A 20,579-nucleotide genomic window follows, 5' to 3' on the forward strand; every position below is an offset into this window, starting at 1 on the left:
GTCACACCGTCCTAATCCTTGGGTTGATTAATACGTAGAGCAAATCAACAATGATGTTTATGAAGATGAATGCGATTGCAACAACCAGTACAACGCCTTGCACAAGCATTGGCTGGTTGCCGTTAATGCCATCGAACATTGCAGTGCCCATTCCTGGCAGAGCAAAAATAACCTCAATAACGATTGCGCCACCCATAAGGTAACCAATCTTCATGCCCAAAGTTGTAATTGGGGTGATTAGGGCGTTGCGGAATACGTTTCTAGCAACTACTACGCTTTTTGGAATTCCTGCGCCGATTGCGGTTCGTACGTAATCTTTATCCAATTCTTCTACCATTGAGGTTCGTATGATTCGCGTAAGCTGGCCGGCTACCGGAAGTCCTAGTGCGAAGCACGGCATTGCCATTCTTGCCATGTATGCTTCTGGATCTTCGAAGAACGGCACAAAATCGCCGGAACCTGGGAGCCAAGCTAGCTTAATTTGAAGAACGTAAATCAAAAGAACACCAAGCCAGAAGGATGGGGTTGCAATTGCAATAATCGAAAGAATTCGAACTGTTTGGTCAACCCAAGTATCGCGGTAAAGTGCTGCAAAAACGCCAAACACTACTGCAAAAATTATTGCAATTAATAAGCCGATGAAAGTTAACTGCAGAGTGATTGGGAATGCTTCTGCAACGCGTTCTGCTACGGAGTCTTTATTTACGCCGTAAACACCCATGTTTCCTTGGAAAAGACCAAGAATGTAGGATCCGAACTGTTCCCACCATGGGCGGTCGTAGCCCATTTCGTGGCGGAAAGCTGCAAGTGCTGCTGGAGACGAGTTTTCGCCTAAAGCTGCAACTGCTGGATCATATTTTGAAAATGACATAAGGAAGAATACGAGGAACGTAACGCCGAATGCCATGAACGGCAGGGCAATTAGTCGCCTACCTAAAAGTCTAAGAAAATTACTCATAAGACATCCACACATCCATTGAAGAAATTGTTATTTTTTATAACAAAACCGGCCCGTCTGCACAGAAGCGAGAAAGGTAAACAGTTGGGCCGGTTTTGCGGTTAGAGGTTAGGGGATTGACGTTTATTTAATACTTCTGGTTCTGCACCTACTTTGTAAGCTTTGCTTTTACAAGGTTGATGCCGGTGGAACCGATTGCATTCCACTCTGCCAAAGAGCCTTTCTTTACGGCAGTCGTAGTCTTGCGGTGGAAGAGTGGGTACAGAGGAACTTCGTCGCTAATCAAGTCGAAGCACTGGTTCCAATAATTTTGGCGCTCAGCTGGGGTGCTAGATGCCAAAGCCTTGTCCATAAGACTGTGAAGTTTTGCGTATCCTTCGGAAGTCTTCCAGAATGTGCGCTGACGGGTCCAAGCGTTGTCGCCGTACCACCAGCTCATCAACAAATCTGGGTCGTTTCCGAATACGGATGGGTCGCCTGGTGCCAAAACCATCGAGTAGTTTGCGTCTTCGCGATCGGTGATTGATGGGTAAAGTGCGGAAGACTTCATAGACTGAATGTCTACTTCCATACCTATTTCAGCGAGATCGTTCTTGATTTGTGGAGCGAGCTGGGTGATCCAAGTGTGGTCGGTTGTGTAAAGGGTGAACTTGATAGGTCCTTTTACGCCGGCTTCCTTGAGTAAGCTCTTTGCTTTTTCGATGTTCTTGGTGTATACGTTCTTTGCCTTATGGTAGTTTGCGTAATTCTTTGGCAAGAAGCTTGTTGCAGGATCGCCTTGGCCGCTCATTTGGTTTGCTATGAGCTTATTTACGTCGATTGCGTAGAGTACGGCTTGGCGCACGCGCTTGTCGTCGAATGGCTTCTGCTTCGTGTTGAACATAACGAATGGGAGATTGAAGCCCTGAGCGGTTTTAAGTTCAGAACCGGAAGACTTCAAAGTATTGAAGGCTTGTGCTGGAACCATTTCCATTACGTCTGTTTTGCCGCCTTGCATAGCAGTTACGCGAGCTGTATCGTCAACGGTTATGTTCCAAACCATGTTCTTGGCTTGTGCCTTGTACTTTCCGTTGTACAAATCGTTGCGCTCAAACTTTACCTGATTGTCGGTGATTGATGAGTACTTCCATGGGCCGGATCCGATTGGCTGATTCTTTAAGTCTGCATCCGACTTTGAGGTTGGAACAATTTGAATCAAGGCAAGACGCTGCTTGAACAGTGGGAAGGCTTTCTTTAGCTTAAAGATTACGTGACGATTGTCTTTTGCTTCTACGGAATCAATGAAGTCAAGCATCGATATGTAGAGGCTTCCTTGCGCGGTTGTGCGCTTGAATGAGGATACTACGTCGTTTGCGGTTACTTCTGTTCCGTCCGAGAATTTGGCTGCGTCGCGAATTGTTACTTCGTACTCGGTGTCGGAAATCTTCTTTGGTTCTCCTTTTGCAAGTGCGTTGAAAACTTTAAAGTTGCTGTAATCAAGAGCGTAAAGTGGCTCTGTAACATGCCAGTTTGCTGCCATTGGCAGTGCGCCGGATGTTGTTGATGGTGCGAAATCGCGGCTTGCGTACGCAACTTGAGCTGTAATCGTATCTTTTACAGCAGTATGTGCTTTTGCTGACTTATTTTTTGCTCCACCGCAGCCAGATAGCATAACTAATGCGGCTAGGCTTGCAGCTATTGCAGCGGTTAGCTTTGAGCTAATTCGTTTCATATTTTCTCCTCACCGTTGAGTTTGTTGATTCACATTTCATCTTTGAATGTGAATAGTTTTCAATTATGCGCTCGCGTGATTTTCACGTTACTTTAAACATAAGAGGTCTGATGTCTGATGTCAAGTTGTACGTGTGTCGAGATTGTGAAAATTCATTTATTCTTTTTAAAGCTTTGCTGCAAACCAACGCGTAATTGACGTTGGATGCGTAATTGCCGTCCCAACAACTGCAGCCCACGCGCCCATTTGCATAACCTCATGCAATTGTTCAGGAGTGTGAATGCGCCCCTCACAAATAATAGGGTAATTTGGGAAAGCTTGCAAAATTTGGCCTAAAAGTTCAAAATCAGGCCCGTCTGTTTTCGGTCTTCCTGGAGAAGTGCCAGCTAAAGTAGTAGATATAATATCCGTTCCACAATCTGCAGCGCGTTTAGCGTCGTCGAAGTTTCCGCAATCAGCCATAACTACTATGCCCTCATCGTGCAAAGCGCTAACAGTCTGCTCGTAAGTAAGCCCGTCTGGACGCGGCCTATCAGTTGCGTCAATCGCAATAATATCTGCTCCAGCCGCCGCACAGCAGCGCGCATGACGCAAAGTAGGTGTTATATAAACTCCATCGTGTCCATCTTTCCAAATGCCGATTACAGGAACGTCAACTTGACCCTTAATCGCGGAAATATCCGACAATCCTTGGCATCTAATTCCAATAGCGCCGCCTTCTACGGCAGCCATTGCCATTTGCGCCATTGTTTCCGGGTGCCTAAGCGGCTCCTCAGGGTAAGCTTGGCAGCTAACAATTAAGCCGCCCTTAATTTTTTCAACTACAGGATTCATAGTTTTTCTCCTTTTTAAAAATATTTCAAATTTGAGAAGCTGTAAAAGCGGCGAAAGCAGCACCAATAAGCGGAGCTGTGCCACCAAGCTTTCCCTTAAAAATCGGCGTGCTTTTAACCAAATCTAAAGCAGAATCTTCAAATCCAGCTCGCATGGAATCCCACCAAATATTTCCTGCCTCTACAACAGACCCCGAAAGCACAATAACATCCGGGTCTATAAGATTTGCCATTCCAGCTATGCATTCTCCTAATGCTTTTGCGCTTTTAGCAAGCGTTTCTTTGGCGTGCGGCTGACCTTCGTTTGCGTAAACGCATACTTCGTACCCGTTTTCCGCTTTTTGAACACCTGCAGGCAAATTATGGTTGTATAAAGTTGCAAGACCAGTTCCGGACGCAACTGGCTCAATATGCCCAGCATGCGTTCCGCAAGAGCATTCGAATCCAACTCCCAAATCGCTAACAACGTGACCGGCGTGACCGGCAACTGAGTGGGCTCCCGTAAAAAGTTTGCCGTTTATAATAATTGCACCGCCGATGCCGGTTCCTATTCCAACGGAAAGTACGATTGATTTTCCGCGTCCAGCTCCGTAAATAGCTTCCCCTAGTCCGTGTCCGCCAACGTCTCCAATCATATAAACTGGCAAATCAGTTATGCTTTTAAACGCGTCGTAAATTCGCTGCCCGCGCCAACCGGGAAGAATGTCTGTTGCTGCAACGATTTCGCCAGTTTTACTATTTGGTACTCCTGCGGCTGCTATGCCGATTCCGCTAATGGTTTTGCCATTTTCTTGCGCTTTTTCCAGGATTTGTTTCGCTAGTTCTACTAAACGATTTTTTATGCTTTCGCCACCTTTTGACGCTTCGGTTGGTATTGAACCGTATTCTTGCACGGACGGAATAACGCAACCTGCAGCATCTGCAATATTTTTGCTGCATGCCGGCTCCGGTAATGTAACCAATCCGTAAGCTATTTTTGTTCCGCCTATATCAAAAGCAAGATATGTAGAGCGAGAATCTTTTATTTCGTTCATAAGTCACATCCGTAGAAATATATTTTATTTGCTGATATTTGCTGATTGATTGAGTCTTTAATTCACGCAATTTGTGTTGCGTTTACAGCTTCGTAAATATGCTTTAAGTAGTTCAAGCGTTCCGGAACGCTGGAATCCTGCGGCACGCATACTTTTGCACCCAAATAGTCGATTAAATAATCGTCTTTTAAAGCTTCGCGCGCAGTTTCCTGAATTTCCGCAAGAGTCATTAAGGACGTTGGTTCGTCCGGAGCCATAGGCAAGTGTCCGTCAATCCATTCGTACCCGTATTGCGTAGCGTCTGGGCCTGCTCCCGAGAACATCACTCCCTTAAGCACTCCAGCTTTTCTTGCTTCGCATACGTGATTTATAGCGGCTTTAGCATTGCGCTCTTCAACAACGCTACGACCCCAATTAATTGTGATTCCAATTCCTGCATCTTTTGCAATTTGAATTTCATCTTCGAGTGAAAGGAAGCCTTTTTCTGGATTTTGCCCTTCAATATACCTGTCGCAATGTTCTATTACGAGCTTTGCTCCAAGCCAATCTAATTGCGCGAGCTCTTCTAGTGACTTTTTCATTGCGTCCGCGCTCGCTATTCGAGTTGGTGCCGTGTGTATTTCAATATGCGAAATATCGCAGCTGTGTCGAAGGTTTGCAAAATCAGCTACTGCGTTACGAATATTTTTGAAGAAGTCGATTGCGCGAAGTCGACCTTCTTCGCTCGGGCTTGCTAAGCCAAATTCTGGATCGGGATCAAAATTTATATGCCGCATTGTTCCGGGAATTGCGGTTATTGTGTTTTTGTGCCAGTTTGATGGTATTGCGTTTGCTAGCCATTCTCGGGTTTGCGGATCTGCTAAATCGCCTGGGTATGGGATTTCTGTTCCTGCAACCCAGTTTTGACTTCCGAGTAAATCGTAGTATTGTTGTTGTTCTTCGCGTGATTTTGGCAGTGACGCGTACGCGCCTACAACGAATTCAGTTTTCAGCATGATATCCTCCTTGAAATCGCGGCTGAATTGGCTTTCTTTGTATGTTACAGTAAGCACGTTACAATTCGTCAGACGTCTGATAAATTATCAAATCGTACTAAATTTGCGATACTTTGCTTTTTTAATTCGAAAGTTACGAAAATCAAAATATTTATTAAAATAAAGATTTGTAACGTAACAATTTATACAAGCGGCGGTGAGGCAATGACTACTAACGATGAACTGAAGCGCAATAATGCGCAAATCAATTCTTACGAACCGCATATTGGCCGCGAATCTCATGTTGTACCCGGTCGTTTTGGAGAGCCGCTGAAAGTAACGCACGCACAATATTCACAAGGGAATGCTGCTGCGCACCCAACGCACCCACTGCTACTGTTATTGCACGGTTGGGGATCTAACGAAGAAGATTTACTAGATTTATTGCGAATCGTTGCGCCTTACAATGATGCAATCGCACTACGCGCTCCACTTAAGCTTGCGCAAGGCGCTTACAGCTGGTTCCATGACGCTGTGCCGCAGCGAGAAGATTTAGATTATGACATGTACGCTGCTGCAGCCGCAATAGACGAGTGGGTGTGCGCAAATATTCCTGAAAATCGCGACATTGTGCCATTCGGATTTTCTCAAGGAGCAGCGCTCGCAGTTCATTTATTGCGATTGAATCCTGCACGTTATCGCGCATCCGTTGCGCTTTCCGGATTTATAGCTCCTAACGTTCCTGCTTTAGCAAACGAAATTTCTTTAAAAGATGACGATTTAGCAGAGCGCAATACGCCTGTATTTTTCGGCTACGGTTTGGAAGATGCCGTGATTCCGCCTTACGAATTTTCGGCAGCTGCCGCTTGGCTTGAGGAGCACACGTGGTTGGAAGAAAAGCGCTACAAAGGTCTTGACCACGCTGTGCATATGGAAGAACTTGGGGATATTCGAAAGTGGTTCTTGCTTCACGATATTACGTCGGGACTTCTGTAGTAGTTGCGATTTATGGGTTGATTGTGTGAGTTGATTGTGCGAGTTGATTGTGTGAGCCGATTCTATGAATAAAAATGATGATTCCGTTACTTACGCAATGAATGAAGCGTTGCGATTGGCGCTAGAGGCTGCTGAGTCTGGAGAAGTTCCGGTTGGTGCAGTTGTGCTTGATGGTGACGGAAATATTATTGGCCGCGGCGCAAATTTGCGCGAGGAAATGCACGATCCTTTAGCACATGCGGAAGTTCTTGCTATGAAATCTGCTGCTTCTTCGCGAAAATCTTGGAATTTATCTGACTGCACTTTAGTTGTAACGCTTGAACCATGCCCAATGTGTGCTGGAGCGATTTTGCAAACTCGTCTTAAGCGCGTAATTTTCGGCGCGTGGGATGCAAAATTAGGTGCATGTGGGTCGGTATGGGATATCTTACGAGACCCTCACGTAGGTGCTTACCCGGAAGTTATTGGCTCGGTGCGCGAATCTGAATGTGCGCAAATTTTGCGAAACTTTTTTGAAAATCATAGATAAAACTGAATAATTTTTAGTAAGAAACGCCATAAGAAACGTAAACAGAAAAATTTTGACAATCTCAGCGAATTGAGTAATATGCTATAAAAACAAAAAGCAATCGTTTTTACTTTTGCTTTTATTTATACCTATAGTCGCTTCGACGTAATTCCTGTAAAACGCATGAATCTCGCCTAAGCACACTTTTACCTAAAAGGAGGTGTCACTATGAGTGGCATGAAATATGCAATGATCGGTTCTGGAGCTATGGGATATCGCTATGGCGTTTTGTTGCAGGAAACGGCCGGTATTCATGTTGACTTCATTGACGCCTGGGATAAGAACGTAAATAAAGTGCGCGAGCAGGGCGGCGTAATGGTGAGTCGAGACCACGAAAACCGCCATTTAGTGCCGATTAATATGTATACGCCGGAAGATTACGATGGCGATCCAGACGTGTGGATTGTGTTTATGAAGCAGATGCAGCTTGCAGAAATGTTGGAACGTTGCAAGCATCTGTTTAAAGATCATCAAGTTGTGTTTGCTGCAATGAACGGTTGGGGACACTTTGAAAAGTTGCAGCAGTACTTCCCGGATGATCATATTTACGGCGGAACTGCCATGATTGCAACCGTTTTGAACGGACCTGGAGACGTTGATTTTATTGGTAAAGTTGGCGTTGGAACCATGAATATGTGCGCGCTTAATGAGCAGGTGAGTGACGTTGAGCTTGCTATGCGAGACGATTTTAAAGCTGCAGGATTGAACCCTACAATTACGGAAGATTTCAAGGGTACTTGCATGGCGAAGGTGATTTTCAATTCCGTAATTAATACTTTGTGCACTATGTATCAGATTCAAATGGGTCAGTTTATTTCTTACCCAGGCGCTATGGATATGGCTCGACAGCTTATTAACGAAGCGTACGATGTGTGCGATCGCGCCGGAATTCGTATGGTTAATACGCGTCAGCAGGAGATGGAAGCTATCGATTACGTAAGTCGCGTGGCAAATCCTTTGCACTATCCTTCTATGTACCAAGATATGAGCCGCGGCCGCGAAACGGAAGTCGATTATATCAACGGTTATATTGCGAAACTTGGTCGCGAAAACGACTACGTTTGCCGCACTCACGAATTCCTAACTCACGGCGTGCATTTAGCGGAACTTGCTTTTAAATTGCACCATCAGCAATGATTTGGAGAGCATTCTACAATTCGTAACATGAATGAGAAGGAGGCGCGGATCGCGGTTTTTACTGCGGGCCGCTTTTTTATTAGCTGCGCAACATCTGATATTCTGCTAAAATTTAGAGTCTAAAATCACAAATACTATTAAATAAATAAAAAATAGTATTAAATAAATAAAATTATCTGCAGCAAATAATAAAGAAAATAAATAATAAAGAAAATAAAAAATAAATATTTATACAAATAAATGGGGAATGTATGACGACTTTTGACAGAGCGAATTTGCCGCAATCCGTGCGCACAAACGGCGCTACGCCAAACCCTTGGTGGGCGAATGCAGTTGTGTATCAGATTTATCCGCGAAGCTTCCAGGATACTAACGGCGACGGTATTGGCGATTTGAAGGGAATCACTTCGCGCCTCGATTATTTGGCTGATTTAGGCGTTGATGTGATTTGGCTTAGCCCTGTTTATAAGTCTCCGCAAGACGACAACGGCTACGATATTTCCGATTATCAAGATATCGATCCGCTTTTTGGCACTTTGGAAGATATGGACGAGCTGCTGGCTGGCGCGCACAAGCGCGGGCTTAAAGTCGTGATGGATTTGGTAGTAAATCACACTTCCGACGAGCATGCTTGGTTCCAGGCTTCTAGGGATGCTTCAAGCGATTACGCGGATTGGTATTGGTGGAGGCCTGCGCGCGAAGGATGCGTTCCTGGAGAGCCGGGCGCGGAGCCGAATAAGTGGGGTTCGTATTTCGGTGGCTCTGCGTGGACTTACGACCCGAAGCGCGGCGAATACTATCTTCACCAGTATTCTCCAAAGCAGCCAGATTTGAATTGGGAAAATCCTGCGGTTCGCGCTGCCGTGTACAAAATGATGAATTGGTGGATGGATCGCGGAATTGACGGTTTCCGCATGGACGTTATTACGCAAATTTCTAAGCATGTTGATTCGGAAGGCCGCTTGCCGGGCGAAGTTGGGTGCCAGATTGAAGATTTGCCAACTGGTGCTGATGGCTATTCTTCGCCATTCCCATTCTGCTCAGACGGCCCTCGTTTAGACGAATTCTTGCGTGAAATGCGTGCAAAAGTTTTCGAAGGGCGCGAAGGTTATCTTACTGTTGGCGAAGCTCCGGGAATTTCAGCGCATCGCAACACTTATATTACCGACCCTTCACACAGCGAACTCGATATGCTATTCCTGTTTAATCACGTGGATATCGATTGCGAAGACGGTACGAAGTGGAATCCTGTGCCGCTTAAGTTGACTGATTTGAAGCGCGTGATGGCCGAGCAGCAGCAGGCTGTAGCGGATGCTGGTTGGGCGAGCCTGTTCTTTAATAATCACGATCAGCCGCGTGCGCTTTCGCGTTGGGGAAGTGAGTCTAGCGACGAGATGCGCGTGCGCTCTGCGAAGGCGATTGCAATGCTTCTTCACATGCATCGCGGCACGCCTTACGTGTACCAAGGTGAGGAAATTGGTATGACTAACGCGCACTTTACGCGTCTCGAGCAGTATCGCGATTTGGAAGCGTTGAACATGTTTAAGCAGCGCGTAGAAGAAGCGCATATTCAGTCGGCTGAGTCGATGATGGATGCGCTCGCAAAGCGCGGCCGCGACAATTCTCGAACTCCAATGCAGTGGAATGCGTCTAAATATGCGGGATTCATGCCTTTTAATGTTCAGTCGGTAAATAACGCAGAGCCGTGGATTAGCGTGAATCCTAATTATGTGGATATTAATGCGGCTGAGCAGATGGAAGATTCAGATTCCGTTTACGCTTTCTATAAGTATTTGATTGCGTTGCGTCATTCGGAGCCGATTGTTTCTGCTGGTTCTTGGGATTTGGTTGATGCGGAAGACGAGTGCGTGTACGCTTTCGTGCGCGAGCTTAAATCTGGTTGCGCAAAGCAGGAGAATTCTGCGGAAGCTGAAGCGGAAGTTACGGAAGAATCTGCAGAATCTTCTACTGAATCTAAAGCAGAATCTTCTTCAGAATCTTCTTCAGAATCTACAGAACGCATGCTTGTAATGGTTAATATGACTGATTCAACCGTGCCTGTTCCTGCGCAAAGTGCGAAAATGCTGCAAAATCGCGCTTCTGGCAGCTTTACAGCGCATGACGTAATGGTTACAACCTACGACGTAAATCACGCGCTTATATCGCTTAAAAACGGTACTCTTGCGCCTTGGGAAGGTATCGCTGTTACTTTGCAATAGTTTTAATAGCGGCACTTAGCAATAATTACTTTGCAAACTTTGCAATAATTGTTTCGCAATAATTACTTTGCAATAGTTTCGTCTACTAATTTTGGCAGAGCTTTCGCAATATCTTCGCGAATAATACGCTCTGCCAAATAATCATATTGCGTAGATCCCAAGTTCATTATCGTAATCGGCACTCCAGCGCGCGCAGCTAACGGCACGAGGCTGGCAGCCGGGAATACTTCCAGCGTGGAACCAATAACCCACAGCTCATCCGCTTTTACAATTGCCTGCGCGCTGCGTTCCATAGCGCCTTCCGGAAGTGCTTCTCCAAAATAAACAACGTCTGTTTTTATAAGACCGTTGCAAGGCATATTCCCGCGGTACGGCAGAGCGCGCCTGCAATGCGGATCTGGATGCTCGTCTAAATCTGCCATAATATCGGCGGTTTTATAGCTTGCGTGGCAGCTCATGCAGTGCGAAGTTCCAATACTTCCGTGAAGATTGACTATAAAGTTTGGATCGTTTCCGGCTTTTTCGTGAAGAGCATCAAAGTTTTGAGTGGCTATAAGATCGAGCATTCCAGCTTTCTCGAGTTTTACAAGCGCTTTGTGCGCAGTTCCCGGCTGCGCGTTCCACACAGGCGACTCTTTTTGCCATCGCCAAGAATATATGCGCTCCTCTTCGCTGCTTAGGAACGCGTCTATATCGTAGACGCTCATTTGCTCCGGGTGCTTAGTCCAAACGCCGTCCGGGCCGCGAAAGTCGGGGATACCTGCGCTTGTGGAGATTCCGGCTCCTGTGAGCACAACAATGTGGTGTGCTTTGTTGCTTGATTGCTTGTTGCTTGATTGATTGTTGCTCATTCTTCTTCTCCTGCGTTCTGTTGATATCTTATTTTTGTTTTGTTTTATTTTTTATTTATGTTCTTTGGTTATGTTTTTTGGTTTTATATTTTTAGTTTTACGCTCTTTATAAATGCTTACTTAATAAGTAACTATTTTATATACGTATTTCTTATTTCATAAATAGAGCTCATTATTTTGCGTGTACTGCTGCTGGTTTGCGCGAGCGTTGTAAAGCAAGCGCTACCGCATTAAGCTCGCTTTAAGTTAATCTTCTTTGGTCGTCAGATTACGCTTTCTTAATTAGTTTAAAGAAAGCGTAATCGTGTGCGCGCTTGCGTTGAAAGCACACTGTGCTTTCAACTCTGAGCAAGCGCTACCGCATCGGGTTGCTTTTCGCGCTACGCTTAAGCGAAAAGCAAGTCGATGCGACACGCCCGGTTTTTATGTTTTTGGGGTTGTTTTTGGTTATTTTTTGTTGGTTTTGGTTGTTGGTTTTGGTTTTGTGTTGGTTTGTGGGGTGTTTTTTCACTGTTTTCGACACGCCGGTGTTTTGGCTTGTTTTCAATGGTTTTGGGGTGTTTGTTTTTGGTGGGTTTGCGTTTTGGCGTGGGTTGGTGTAAGTTTATCTCTTGCTGCTCAGCGCGGCTGGTTCTCCTCGGTTGAGGTTGATGGGCCGGCTGGTGTGGTGGTGGTTTGAGAACTCAAGAGCGTGTCTGTACTACTTATTAGTTAATTATTGCCAGTTCATTGTCAGCCTTGCAGGTTGCAGGGTGCCTGAGAGATGGTTAAATGGTGGTGAGGTTTTTGTTGGGATGTTCTTTCCTTAAAGAATGTCTCGTCTTTTTCTTTATTATTGGAGCCTAGTTTGGCTCTTCATTGAAGTTTTTCGTGGAGGGTTCGATTCTGGCTCAGGATGAACGCTGGCGGCGTGCTTAACACATGCAAGTCGAACGGGATCTGACCAGCTTGCTGGTTGGTGAGAGTGGCGAACGGGTGAGTAATGCGTGACCAACCTGCCCCATGCTCCAGAATAGCTCTTGGAAACGGGTGGTAATGCTGGATGCTCCAACTTGACGCATGTCTTGTTGGGAAAGTGTTTAGTGGCATGGGATGGGGTCGCGTCCTATCAGCTTGTAGGCGGGGTAATGGCCCACCTAGGCTTCGACGGGTAGCCGGCCTGAGAGGGCGGACGGCCACATTGGGACTGAGATACGGCCCAGACTCCTACGGGAGGCAGCAGTGGGGAATATTGCGCAATGGGGGAAACCCTGACGCAGCGACGCCGCGTGCGGGATGAAGGCCTTCGGGTTGTAAACCGCTTTTGATTGGGAGCAAGCTTTCGGGTGAGTGTACCTTTCGAATAAGCGCCGGCTAACTACGTGCCAGCAGCCGCGGTAATACGTAGGGCGCAAGCGTTATCCGGAATTATTGGGCGTAAAGAGCTTGTAGGCGGTTCGTCGCGTCTGGTGTGAAAGCCCATCGCTTAACGGTGGGTCTGCGCCGGGTACGGGCGGGCTAGAGTGCAGTAGGGGAGACTGGAATTCCCGGTGTAACGGTGGAATGTGTAGATATCGGGAAGAACACCAATGGCGAAGGCAGGTCTCTGGGCTGTTACTGACGCTGAGAAGCGAAAGCGTGGGGAGCGAACAGGATTAGATACCCTGGTAGTCCACGCCGTAAACGGTGGACGCTGGATGTGGGGCCCATTCCACGGGTTCCGTGTCGGAGCTAACGCGTTAAGCGTCCCGCCTGGGGAGTACGGCCGCAAGGCTAAAACTCAAAGAAATTGACGGGGGCCCGCACAAGCGGCGGAGCATGCGGATTAATTCGATGCAACGCGAAGAACCTTACCTGGGCTTGACATGTGCCTGACAGCTGCAGAGATGTGGTTTCCCTTCGGGGCAGGTTCACAGGTGGTGCATGGTCGTCGTCAGCTCGTGTCGTGAGATGTTGGGTTAAGTCCCGCAACGAGCGCAACCCTCGCCCTGTGTTGCCAGCGGGTTATGCCGGGAACTCACGGGGGACCGCCGGGGTTAACTCGGAGGAAGGTGGGGATGACGTCAGATCATCATGCCCCTTACGTCCAGGGCTTCACGCATGCTACAATGGCCGGTACAACGGGATGCGACATGGTGACATGGAGCGGATCCCTTAAAACCGGTCTCAGTTCGGATCGTAGTCTGCAACTCGACTACGTGAAGGCGGAGTCGCTAGTAATCGCGAATCAGCAACGTCGCGGTGAATGCGTTCCCGGGCCTTGTACACACCGCCCGTCAAGTCATGAAAGTGGGCAGCACCCGAAGCCGGTGGCCTAACCCTTTTGGGATGGAGCCGTCTAAGGTGAGGCTCGTGATTGGGACTAAGTCGTAACAAGGTAGCCGTACCGGAAGGTGCGGCTGGATCACCTCCTTTCTACGGAGTTTTTGTGCACGCTCAGATGAGTGTGGTTACTGGTGTGGAAAACAATGGTTAACGTTTTATGTGAGTTTAGTTGGGCATGCTTTTGGGTTCCCGGATTGCCACCCCCCTTTGTTTTGGGGTTGCGGTCCTTGACCCATGGGATTTCAGGTTGATGCTTTTATAGTGTTGATACTGGGTTTTGTGGTGTTGTGGTGGTTTGAGAACTGGATAGTGGACGCGAGTAAAATGCGAAACTTTTGTTTCGATTTTTTTGCTTTTATCAATTTCAACCGGCTCCTTTTGTTGGAGTCGCTTGATCGTTTTGTGATCGTTTAGTGTGATGATTTTTTGTCTAGAGAATTTTGCTGATGGGTTCTTACTTTAGTGTTTGTCACTGGTAAGGGCGTATGGTGGATGCCTTGGTAGACAGGACCGATGAAGGACGTGACGGGCTGCGATAAGCCTCGGGGAGCTGCCGAGTGGGCTTTGATCCGAGGATTTCCGAATGGGGAGACCCGGCCACTGTTATGGGTGGTCACCACAGTTTTGTGGGGGGTACGCAGGGAAGTGAAACATCTCAGTACCTGCAGGAAAGGATACTCCGTGAGTAGTGGCGAGCGAAAGCGGATCAGGCTAAACCGGGTGCGTGTGATAACCGTCAGGTGTTGCGCATTCGGGGTCGTGGGATTGGTTGTTCAGCCTCTGACGGGGTTGAGAAGAGTGATAAAATGTCGTGCTAGGTGAATGGGATTGAATTCCCAGCCGTAGAGGGTGATGGCCCCGTAGCTTGTCGTGCGATGTCTCTTTATGCTTATTCCCAAGTAGCGCGGGCCTCGTGGAATCCCGCGTGAATCTGCCCAGACCGTTGGGTAAGCCTAAGTATTCCTGTCTGACCGATAGTGTACTAGTACCGTGAGGGAAAGGTGAAAAGCACCCCGGGAGGGGAGTGAAATAGTTCCTGAAACCGTGCGCTTACAATCCGTCGGAGCCTTCTTTGTGGGGTGACGGCGTGCCTATCGAAAAATGAGTCTGCGAGTCAGTGGTATGTGGCGAGGCTAACCCGGGTGGGGGAGCCGTAGCGAAAGCGAGTTTTAAAAGGCGTTTGAGTCGCATGTCCTGGACCCGAAGCGGGATGATCTAGCCCTGAGCAGGTTGAAGCGCGGGTAAGACCGTGTGGAGGACCGAACCCACCTAGGTTGAAAACTGGGGGGATGACTTGGGGTTAGGGGTGAAAGGCCAATCAAATTCCGTGATAGCTGGTTCTCTCCGAAATGCATTTAGGTGCAGCGTCGTGTTATTGCTTACAGGGGGTAGAGCTACTGGATGCTTGCGGGCCCATACCGGGTACCAATAGCAGCCAAACTCCGAATACCTGTTAGGTTTATCACGGCAGTGAGTCGGCGGGGGATAAGCTCCGTCGTCAAAAGGGAAACAGCCCTGATCGTCGTCTAAGGTCCCGAAGCGCGTGCTAAGTGGGAAAGGATGTGGAGTCGCATAGACAGCCAGGAGGTTGGCTCAGAAGCAGCCATCCTTGAAAGAGTGCGTAACAGCTCACTGGTCTAGTGGTTCCGCGCCGACAATGTAGCGGGGCTTAAGCACGCCACCGAAGACGCGGCTGCATGAATTTTGTTCATGCGGGGTAGGAGAGCGTCCTGTATGGGGTGAAGCGGCAGTGTGAACTTGTCGTGGACTATACAGGAGTGAGAATGCAGACATGAGTAGCGAGAGACGGGTGTGAATCCCGTCCGCTGAATGACTAAGGGTTCCGGGGCCACGTTCGTCGTCCCCGGGTGAGTCGAGTCCTAAGGCGAGGCCGACAGGCGTAGTCGAATGGATGAACGGGTTGATATTCCCGTACCGGTGTTACACCGTTCGAACTGAATCTGAGAGTACTAACCTTCATTTATGAGCTGGCTTCCTTTCGGGGTTGTTGGCTTGTTTGTGTTGGGACTGTATCGGTAGTAGGTTAGCGTGGGAGTGACGCGGGTAGGTAGCCGGCTGCGGAGGTGGTTTTCCGTGGCTAAGCGTGTGGGCTGTCTCCTAGGTAAATCCGGGGGATGTTAAAGCTGAGGCGTGATGGGTAGGCTGTAAGGCTGATTCCGGTGATCCTGCTTGCCAAGAAAAGCTTCAACGTGAGGTGTGATTCCGCTCGTACCCTAAACCGACACTGGTGGTCTGGTAGAGTATACCGAAGCGATCGGGCGAATCCTGGCCAAGGAACTCGGCAAATTACTCCCGTGCCTTCGGCATAAGGGAGACCCTTGATGGTGATATGGTTTTACGCTGTTGAGCTGTTGGGGGTGGCACAAGCTAGGGGGTAGCGACTGTTTACCAAAAACACAGGAGCGTGCGAAGGCGTAAGCCGCTGTATACGCTCTGACGCCTGCCCGGTGCCGGAAGGTTAAGAGGATCCGTTAGCTTCGGTGAAGCGGTGAATTTAAGCCCCGGTAAACGGCGGTGGTAACTATAACCATCCTAAGGTAGCGAAATTCCTTGTCGGGTAAGTTCCGACCTGCACGAATGGCGTAACGACTTCCCCACTGTCTCGGCCAGGAGCCCGGCGAAATTGCAGTACGAGTAAAGATGCTCGTTAAGCGCAGAAGGACGAAAAGACCCCGGGACCTTTACTATACCTTGGTATTGTCGTTAGGTGTGGATCGTGTAGCATAGGCGGGAGGCTGTGAAGCGTGGGCGCTAGCTTGCGTGGAGTCGACAGGTGAAATACCGCTCTTTCCATATCTGGCGTCTAACCTCGACGCGTTATCCGTGTTAGGGACAGTGCCTGGCGGGTAGTTTAACTGGGGCGGTTGCCTCCTAAAGAGTAACGGAGGCGCTCAATGGTCCGCTCAGCCCGGTTGGCAATCGGGTGTTGAGTGTAATCGCACAAGCGGGCTTGACTGTGAGACTGACGGGTCGAGCAGGGACGAAAGTCGGAGATAGTGATCCGGTGCCGGCGTACGGACGTGGCATCGCTCAACGGATAAAAGGTACCCCGGGGATAACAGGCTGATCATTCCCAAGAGTCCATATCGACGGGATGGTTTGGCACCTCGATGTCGGCTCGTCGCATCCTGGGGCTGGAGCAGGTCCCAAGGGTTCGGCTGTTCGCCGATTAAAGCGGCACGCGAGCTGGGTTCAGAACGTCGTGAGACAGTTTGGTCTCTATCCTCTGCGCTCGTTGGAATGTTGAGGAGACCTGCCCATAGTACGAGAGGACCTGGGTGGACGAACCTCTGGTATGCCGGTCGTCACGCCAGTGGCGCTGCCGGTTAGCTACGTTCGGAAGGGATAACCGCTGAAAGCATCTAAGCGGGAAGCCTGCTCCAAGATAAGCATTCCTTGCACTTTAGTGTGTGAGCCCCCATGTAGAACACGTGGTTGATAGGCTAGACGTGGAAGCCCTGTAAGGGGTGGAGCTGACTAGTACTAACGGGCGATGGTGACATTCTTCCTCATTCTAGTTAGTGGGGAGGGTGAGTTCCTTTTGAGTATTATTCTTCTAGCGTTAATGAGTACTGAATGTTTTGCTTAACGATCAGTTGATAAAAGAGTTTTTACACGCGTTCATGTCCGGTTCCCAAACCGCCACGTGTTGCCACTCACTGAATGTGAGTGTATAATCTAATTTTGCGGTGGTCATGGCTCAGGTGAGACGCCCGGTCCCATTCCGAACCCGGAAGCTAAGGCCTGACACGGCGAGGGTACTGCACTCGATAGGGTGTGGGAGACTAGCACGCTGCCGCATTAATCTTTCAAGCGGGGAGTTTCAACTCCCCGCTTTTTTATTACCTACACTACCGTTTTTTGTAACACTCCAAACGCGCGCTAGTATCCTCACGTTTGGAGCGCAACACACGCCAACACGCTCCAAACGCGGGAAAGTATGCGCGCGTTTGTGGACTTACACCCAACCTAAGTACACAAAACCGAGAAAGTATGCGCGCGTTTGTGGACTTACACCCAACCTAAGTACACAAACCCGAGAAAGTATGCGCGCAAATGTGGACTTACACCCAACCTAAGTACACAAACACGAGAAAGTATGCGCGCAAATGGAGCGCAACACACACCGACACGCTCCAAACGCGAGATAAACTCCCGGCAAATGTGGTCAAGGCAGACTAGCAGAGACACGCGCGCAGTAAGCGTACTGCGCGAAAGTCCGATAATCCACCACCAGAGACCATGACGCAGAACACCATCTGCATTAGAGCCTCATTTCGCACATCTTCCGACCCGTGCGCAGAATCCGTACTGCACCAGTGTCCGAAGAACGGACAGCGCGCTAAATCTCAGCGCGAAAGCAGGCCGTCAGCGTACGCCAGCCACAACCTAGTTTCTAAAGCACGGCTGCACAAACCTGCCCTGCCTGCGTCAATAAAGACGCAGGCAGACCTCGCTTGCGTTGAAAGCACACCGTGCTTTCAACTCTAAGCAAGCTCGGCGCTCCGAGTTGCTTTCGCGCGCGCAATGCTGCGCTCAAGCAGGTCGTCGCGCAAACGCCGGAAAGTACTGCGTGCGTATTTGGTGCGATATACTAAAAGCATGACTACACAAACTTTTGAAGCACTCGCAAAGTCGCGATTTTCTGCACGTGATTTTCTAAATAAACCAGTCGATTCTAAAATCCTTGAAACTATTTTGCAAACAGCTGCACAATCGCCGAGCTGGTCTAACACTCGTGGTTACATGCTCGCTATTGCTCAAGGAGAACGCAAGCAGCAGCTTATTGATGCTTATACGCAAAAATGCACAGCAATGTTTCGTACTAAAGACGCAACTCTTAGCGAAGAAGAGCGCATGATAGCCCAGAAAATGAGCCAGCCGGATGGAGATTTTCCTGTAATGGCTCCGTATCCGCAATCGCTTAAAGAGCGCAGTGCGCGTTTAGGATTGGCGTTGTATAAACATTTAAATATTGATCGCAAAGATTTTCCTGCTCGAAATGCTCACACTTTGCGCAATTTCCAGGCATTTGGTGCGCCAGTTATGGGATTTGTGCTTGTGCGTCGCGATTTTCTGCCGTTTGCTGCGCTGGATGCTGGAATTATGCTGCAAACGTTACTGTTGGCAGCTATTGAGCAAGGCGTAGATTCATGCCCGCTTGGCGTTCTTGCTACATGGCGTTCACCACTCGACGAAGTATTCGATATTCCGCCGGAGTATGCGCTTATTACTGGTTTTGCGCTAGGGTATGCGTCTGAAGCGCACGTAAATGCTTTCCGCGCGGAGCATCCGCCAATCGAACTTGCGCAAGAAAAGTAACTTCGCACAAACCAATCTATCTTGCAAAACCCAAAGTACTTTGCTAAATATCAGATAGAATTGCCAAATATGCCCTATTTTCGCTAATTCTATCTTGCAAAACCCAAAGTACTTTGCTAAATTGAAGATAGAAGTGGAAGGGAAGGAATGCGAATGATTTTCAATCGTCAAAGGTACATAAGGAAACTTAACCAGCTTAGTTGGAATGGTTTGGTTAAAATCATTACTGGTGTGCGCCGCGCGGGAAAGTCGTTCATTCTTAACGAGCTGTTCTATAACTCTCTTATTTCTCAAGGTGTTTTGCAGAATAATATTATTCGGTTCGCTTTTGATGCAGACGAAGATATTGATCGTCTTGAGCCATTCGCAAATGGCGAGCCAGTAAAAATCGCAGATAAAAAACTTGGCTACGTTATAAATGCTAAAGTGTTCCGTCGCTACATTGCGTCGCAAATAAATGATAGCGACAAGTTTTACATTTTCCTTGACGAAGTGCAATTGCTTGATAATTTTGTTGGCACACTTAACAGTTACTTAAGGCACTCAAATTTAGACATATATGTTACTGGATCTAACTCCCGTTTTCTTTCATCAGACATTGTTACTGAATTTAAGGGGAGAAGCACAGAAGTTCACGTTCAACCTCTTACTTTTGCCGAATACATGGAAAGTTCTAGCAAAACGATTTCAGAATCTTGGGCAGATTACATTGTTACTGGCGGAATACCGCTTGTAGCTAAAATGCAAAATGTTGAGGAACAAATAAAATACCTTGAAAATCTTGTTAAAGAAACTTATTTGAAAGATGTAGTTCAGCGAAACGGCGTGCGAAAAGAGCAGGCTCTTTCTGAAACGTTGCAAGTAATAGCTTCGTCAATAGGCGCTCCTGTTAATCCAAGGAAACTTTCTAACACGTTTATTAGCCACGGATATGGAGAAATTACTTCGGAAACTGTTAGTCGTTTTATAGATTACTACAGCGATGCTTTTCTTGTAAGCAAAGCTCAAAAGTACAATATTAAGGGCAAAAAATACATTGATTCCTTGTTCAAAATTTACTTTGAAGACATTGGTGTACGCAACGCTTTACTTAATTTTAGGCAAATCGAAGAGTCGCATATTATGGAAAATGTTATATACAACGAGTTAAGGTATCGCGGATATAACGTAGATATTGGCGAAATGAATATTGCTGAAAATACTGGTAGAAAAGATAAAAATAACCATGATATTTATGCGCAAAAATCTTTGGAAATAGATTTTATCGCTACTTTGGGAAGTGAAAAATATTATATACAATCTGCGCTCGCTATGACGACGGAAGAAAAATCATTGCAAGAAAAGCGCTCGCTTTACTATATTGATAATTCTTTCAAAAAGATAGTAGTTACGAAAAATGGGTTGCATGCTACAAGAGATAATCGTGGAGTAATTACCATGGACCTATTTGATTTTTTGCTTAACGAGGATAGTCTTAAGCGGTGATTTAATAGAGTGATATTAAACCTCTGAGCAAGTCAATCACTCAGTAACGTATAGACTCTATGCAAAACAAATCATTCTCTGGTATTACACAAGCTTCAAGAATCATAAATAAAAATCATCATTTAGTGTGATGCAAACTCTTTACGGCGATTATAGGCTATTAACC

Annotated in this window: 13 protein-coding genes and 3 rRNA genes; 10 read left to right on the plus strand and 6 right to left on the minus strand. The window is 47.4% G+C overall.

All coding sequences use genetic code 11. The features are described from left to right. Window position 1: 1 nt before the first annotated feature. From ACTJLE_RS00870 to ACTJLE_RS00890, 5 genes are all read right to left on the minus strand, one after another. Window positions 2-958, minus strand: coding sequence for an ABC transporter permease (locus tag ACTJLE_RS00870; protein ID WP_155114925.1), 957 nt, complete (start codon window positions 956-958; stop codon window positions 2-4). Window positions 959-1,106: 148 nt separating this feature from the next. Beyond that, on the minus strand, window positions 1,107-2,669 hold the full coding sequence (locus tag ACTJLE_RS00875) for an ABC transporter substrate-binding protein (RefSeq protein ID WP_481267020.1): 1,563 nt from the start codon (window positions 2,667-2,669) through the stop codon (window positions 1,107-1,109). A gap of 165 nt (window positions 2,670-2,834) precedes the next feature. After that, the gene (locus ACTJLE_RS00880; RefSeq protein ID WP_481267021.1) at window positions 2,835-3,503 is read right to left on the minus strand and encodes an N-acetylmannosamine-6-phosphate 2-epimerase; all 669 of its coding nucleotides are present in this window, start codon (window positions 3,501-3,503) and stop codon (window positions 2,835-2,837) included. Between the two features lie 25 nt (window positions 3,504-3,528). Beyond that, window positions 3,529-4,536 carry an ROK family protein gene (locus tag ACTJLE_RS00885; RefSeq protein WP_481267022.1) on the minus strand — a complete coding sequence of 336 codons (1,008 nt, stop codon included), beginning with the start codon at window positions 4,534-4,536 and terminating at the stop codon, window positions 3,529-3,531. A 62-nt stretch (window positions 4,537-4,598) separates the two neighbouring features. Continuing rightward, complete coding sequence (locus ACTJLE_RS00890) at window positions 4,599-5,531, minus strand: DUF4862 family protein (protein ID WP_481267023.1); 933 nt, start codon at window positions 5,529-5,531, stop codon at window positions 4,599-4,601. A gap of 204 nt (window positions 5,532-5,735) precedes the next feature. Here ACTJLE_RS00890 and ACTJLE_RS00895 point away from each other — a divergent pair, with 204 nt between their 5' ends. The 4 genes from ACTJLE_RS00895 to ACTJLE_RS00910 all read left to right on the plus strand — a co-directional run bounded on the left by ACTJLE_RS00895 (window position 5,736) and on the right by ACTJLE_RS00910 (window position 10,430). Then, window positions 5,736-6,506, plus strand: coding sequence for an alpha/beta hydrolase (locus tag ACTJLE_RS00895; protein ID WP_481267024.1), 771 nt, complete (start codon window positions 5,736-5,738; stop codon window positions 6,504-6,506). Window positions 6,507-6,570: 64 nt separating this feature from the next. Beyond that, entirely contained in the window at window positions 6,571-7,035 is a 465-nt protein-coding gene (locus tag ACTJLE_RS00900) for a nucleoside deaminase (protein WP_481267025.1), read from the plus strand. A 207-nt stretch (window positions 7,036-7,242) separates the two neighbouring features. Continuing rightward, window positions 7,243-8,211, plus strand: a complete 969-nt coding sequence (locus ACTJLE_RS00905; RefSeq protein ID WP_415700709.1) for a ketopantoate reductase family protein — start codon at window positions 7,243-7,245, stop codon at window positions 8,209-8,211. 251 nt (window positions 8,212-8,462) lie between these two features. Continuing rightward, on the plus strand, window positions 8,463-10,430 hold the full coding sequence (locus ACTJLE_RS00910; RefSeq protein ID WP_481267026.1) for an alpha-glucosidase: 1,968 nt from the start codon (window positions 8,463-8,465) through the stop codon (window positions 10,428-10,430). 62 nt (window positions 10,431-10,492) lie between these two features. Here ACTJLE_RS00910 and ACTJLE_RS00915 read toward each other — a convergent pair whose 3' ends face one another. Next, window positions 10,493-11,281 (minus strand): SIR2 family NAD-dependent protein deacylase, encoded by a 789-nt coding sequence (locus tag ACTJLE_RS00915; RefSeq protein ID WP_481267027.1) that lies wholly within the window; start codon window positions 11,279-11,281, stop codon window positions 10,493-10,495. Between the two features lie 532 nt (window positions 11,282-11,813). Here ACTJLE_RS00915 and ACTJLE_RS00920 point away from each other — a divergent pair. The 6 genes from ACTJLE_RS00920 (at window position 11,814) to ACTJLE_RS00945 (ending at window position 20,413) form a co-directional block, all read left to right on the plus strand. Further along, on the plus strand, window positions 11,814-11,960 hold the full coding sequence (locus tag ACTJLE_RS00920) for a hypothetical protein (protein ID WP_162720529.1): 147 nt from the start codon (window positions 11,814-11,816) through the stop codon (window positions 11,958-11,960). Window positions 11,961-12,148: 188 nt separating this feature from the next. Beyond that, a 16S ribosomal RNA gene (locus ACTJLE_RS00925) occupies window positions 12,149-13,675 on the plus strand. Window positions 13,676-14,050: 375 nt separating this feature from the next. Continuing rightward, window positions 14,051-17,112 (plus strand): 23S ribosomal RNA (locus ACTJLE_RS00930). A 179-nt stretch (window positions 17,113-17,291) separates the two neighbouring features. Next, window positions 17,292-17,408: ribosomal RNA gene (gene rrf, locus ACTJLE_RS00935) — 5S ribosomal RNA — on the plus strand. Together the 16S, 23S and 5S rRNA genes form the textbook arrangement of a ribosomal RNA operon. Before the next feature lie 800 nt (window positions 17,409-18,208). Then, window positions 18,209-18,928: a nitroreductase family protein gene (locus tag ACTJLE_RS00940; RefSeq protein ID WP_481267028.1), complete on the plus strand. Its 720-nt coding sequence runs from the start codon at window positions 18,209-18,211 to the stop codon at window positions 18,926-18,928. 153 nt (window positions 18,929-19,081) lie between these two features. Next, complete coding sequence (locus ACTJLE_RS00945; protein WP_481267029.1) at window positions 19,082-20,413, plus strand: ATP-binding protein; 1,332 nt, start codon at window positions 19,082-19,084, stop codon at window positions 20,411-20,413. Window positions 20,414-20,579 lie beyond the last annotated feature (166 nt).

The organism is Gardnerella sp. CCPDSM (genome assembly GCF_056754715.1).

Excerpts from the sequence above, each read along its gene's own strand:
- ACTJLE_RS00870 (WP_155114925.1), bottom strand. The coding sequence starts at position 958 with ATGAGTAATTTTCTTAGACTTTTAGGTAGGCGACTAATTGCCCTGCCG.
- ACTJLE_RS00875 (WP_481267020.1), bottom strand. The coding sequence starts at position 2,669 with ATGAAACGAATTAGCTCAAAGCTAACCGCTGCAATAGCTGCAAGCCTA.
- ACTJLE_RS00880 (WP_481267021.1), bottom strand. The coding sequence starts at position 3,503 with ATGAATCCTGTAGTTGAAAAAATTAAGGGCGGCTTAATTGTTAGCTGC.
- ACTJLE_RS00885 (WP_481267022.1), bottom strand. The coding sequence starts at position 4,536 with ATGAACGAAATAAAAGATTCTCGCTCTACATATCTTGCTTTTGATATA.
- ACTJLE_RS00890 (WP_481267023.1), bottom strand. The coding sequence starts at position 5,531 with ATGCTGAAAACTGAATTCGTTGTAGGCGCGTACGCGTCACTGCCAAAA.
- ACTJLE_RS00895 (WP_481267024.1), top strand. The coding sequence starts at position 5,736 with ATGACTACTAACGATGAACTGAAGCGCAATAATGCGCAAATCAATTCT.
- ACTJLE_RS00900 (WP_481267025.1), top strand. The coding sequence starts at position 6,571 with ATGAATAAAAATGATGATTCCGTTACTTACGCAATGAATGAAGCGTTG.
- ACTJLE_RS00905 (WP_415700709.1), top strand. The coding sequence starts at position 7,243 with ATGAGTGGCATGAAATATGCAATGATCGGTTCTGGAGCTATGGGATAT.
- ACTJLE_RS00910 (WP_481267026.1), top strand. The coding sequence starts at position 8,463 with ATGACGACTTTTGACAGAGCGAATTTGCCGCAATCCGTGCGCACAAAC.
- ACTJLE_RS00915 (WP_481267027.1), bottom strand. The coding sequence starts at position 11,281 with ATGAGCAACAATCAATCAAGCAACAAGCAATCAAGCAACAAAGCACAC.
- ACTJLE_RS00940 (WP_481267028.1), top strand. The coding sequence starts at position 18,209 with ATGACTACACAAACTTTTGAAGCACTCGCAAAGTCGCGATTTTCTGCA.
- ACTJLE_RS00945 (WP_481267029.1), top strand. The coding sequence starts at position 19,082 with ATGATTTTCAATCGTCAAAGGTACATAAGGAAACTTAACCAGCTTAGT.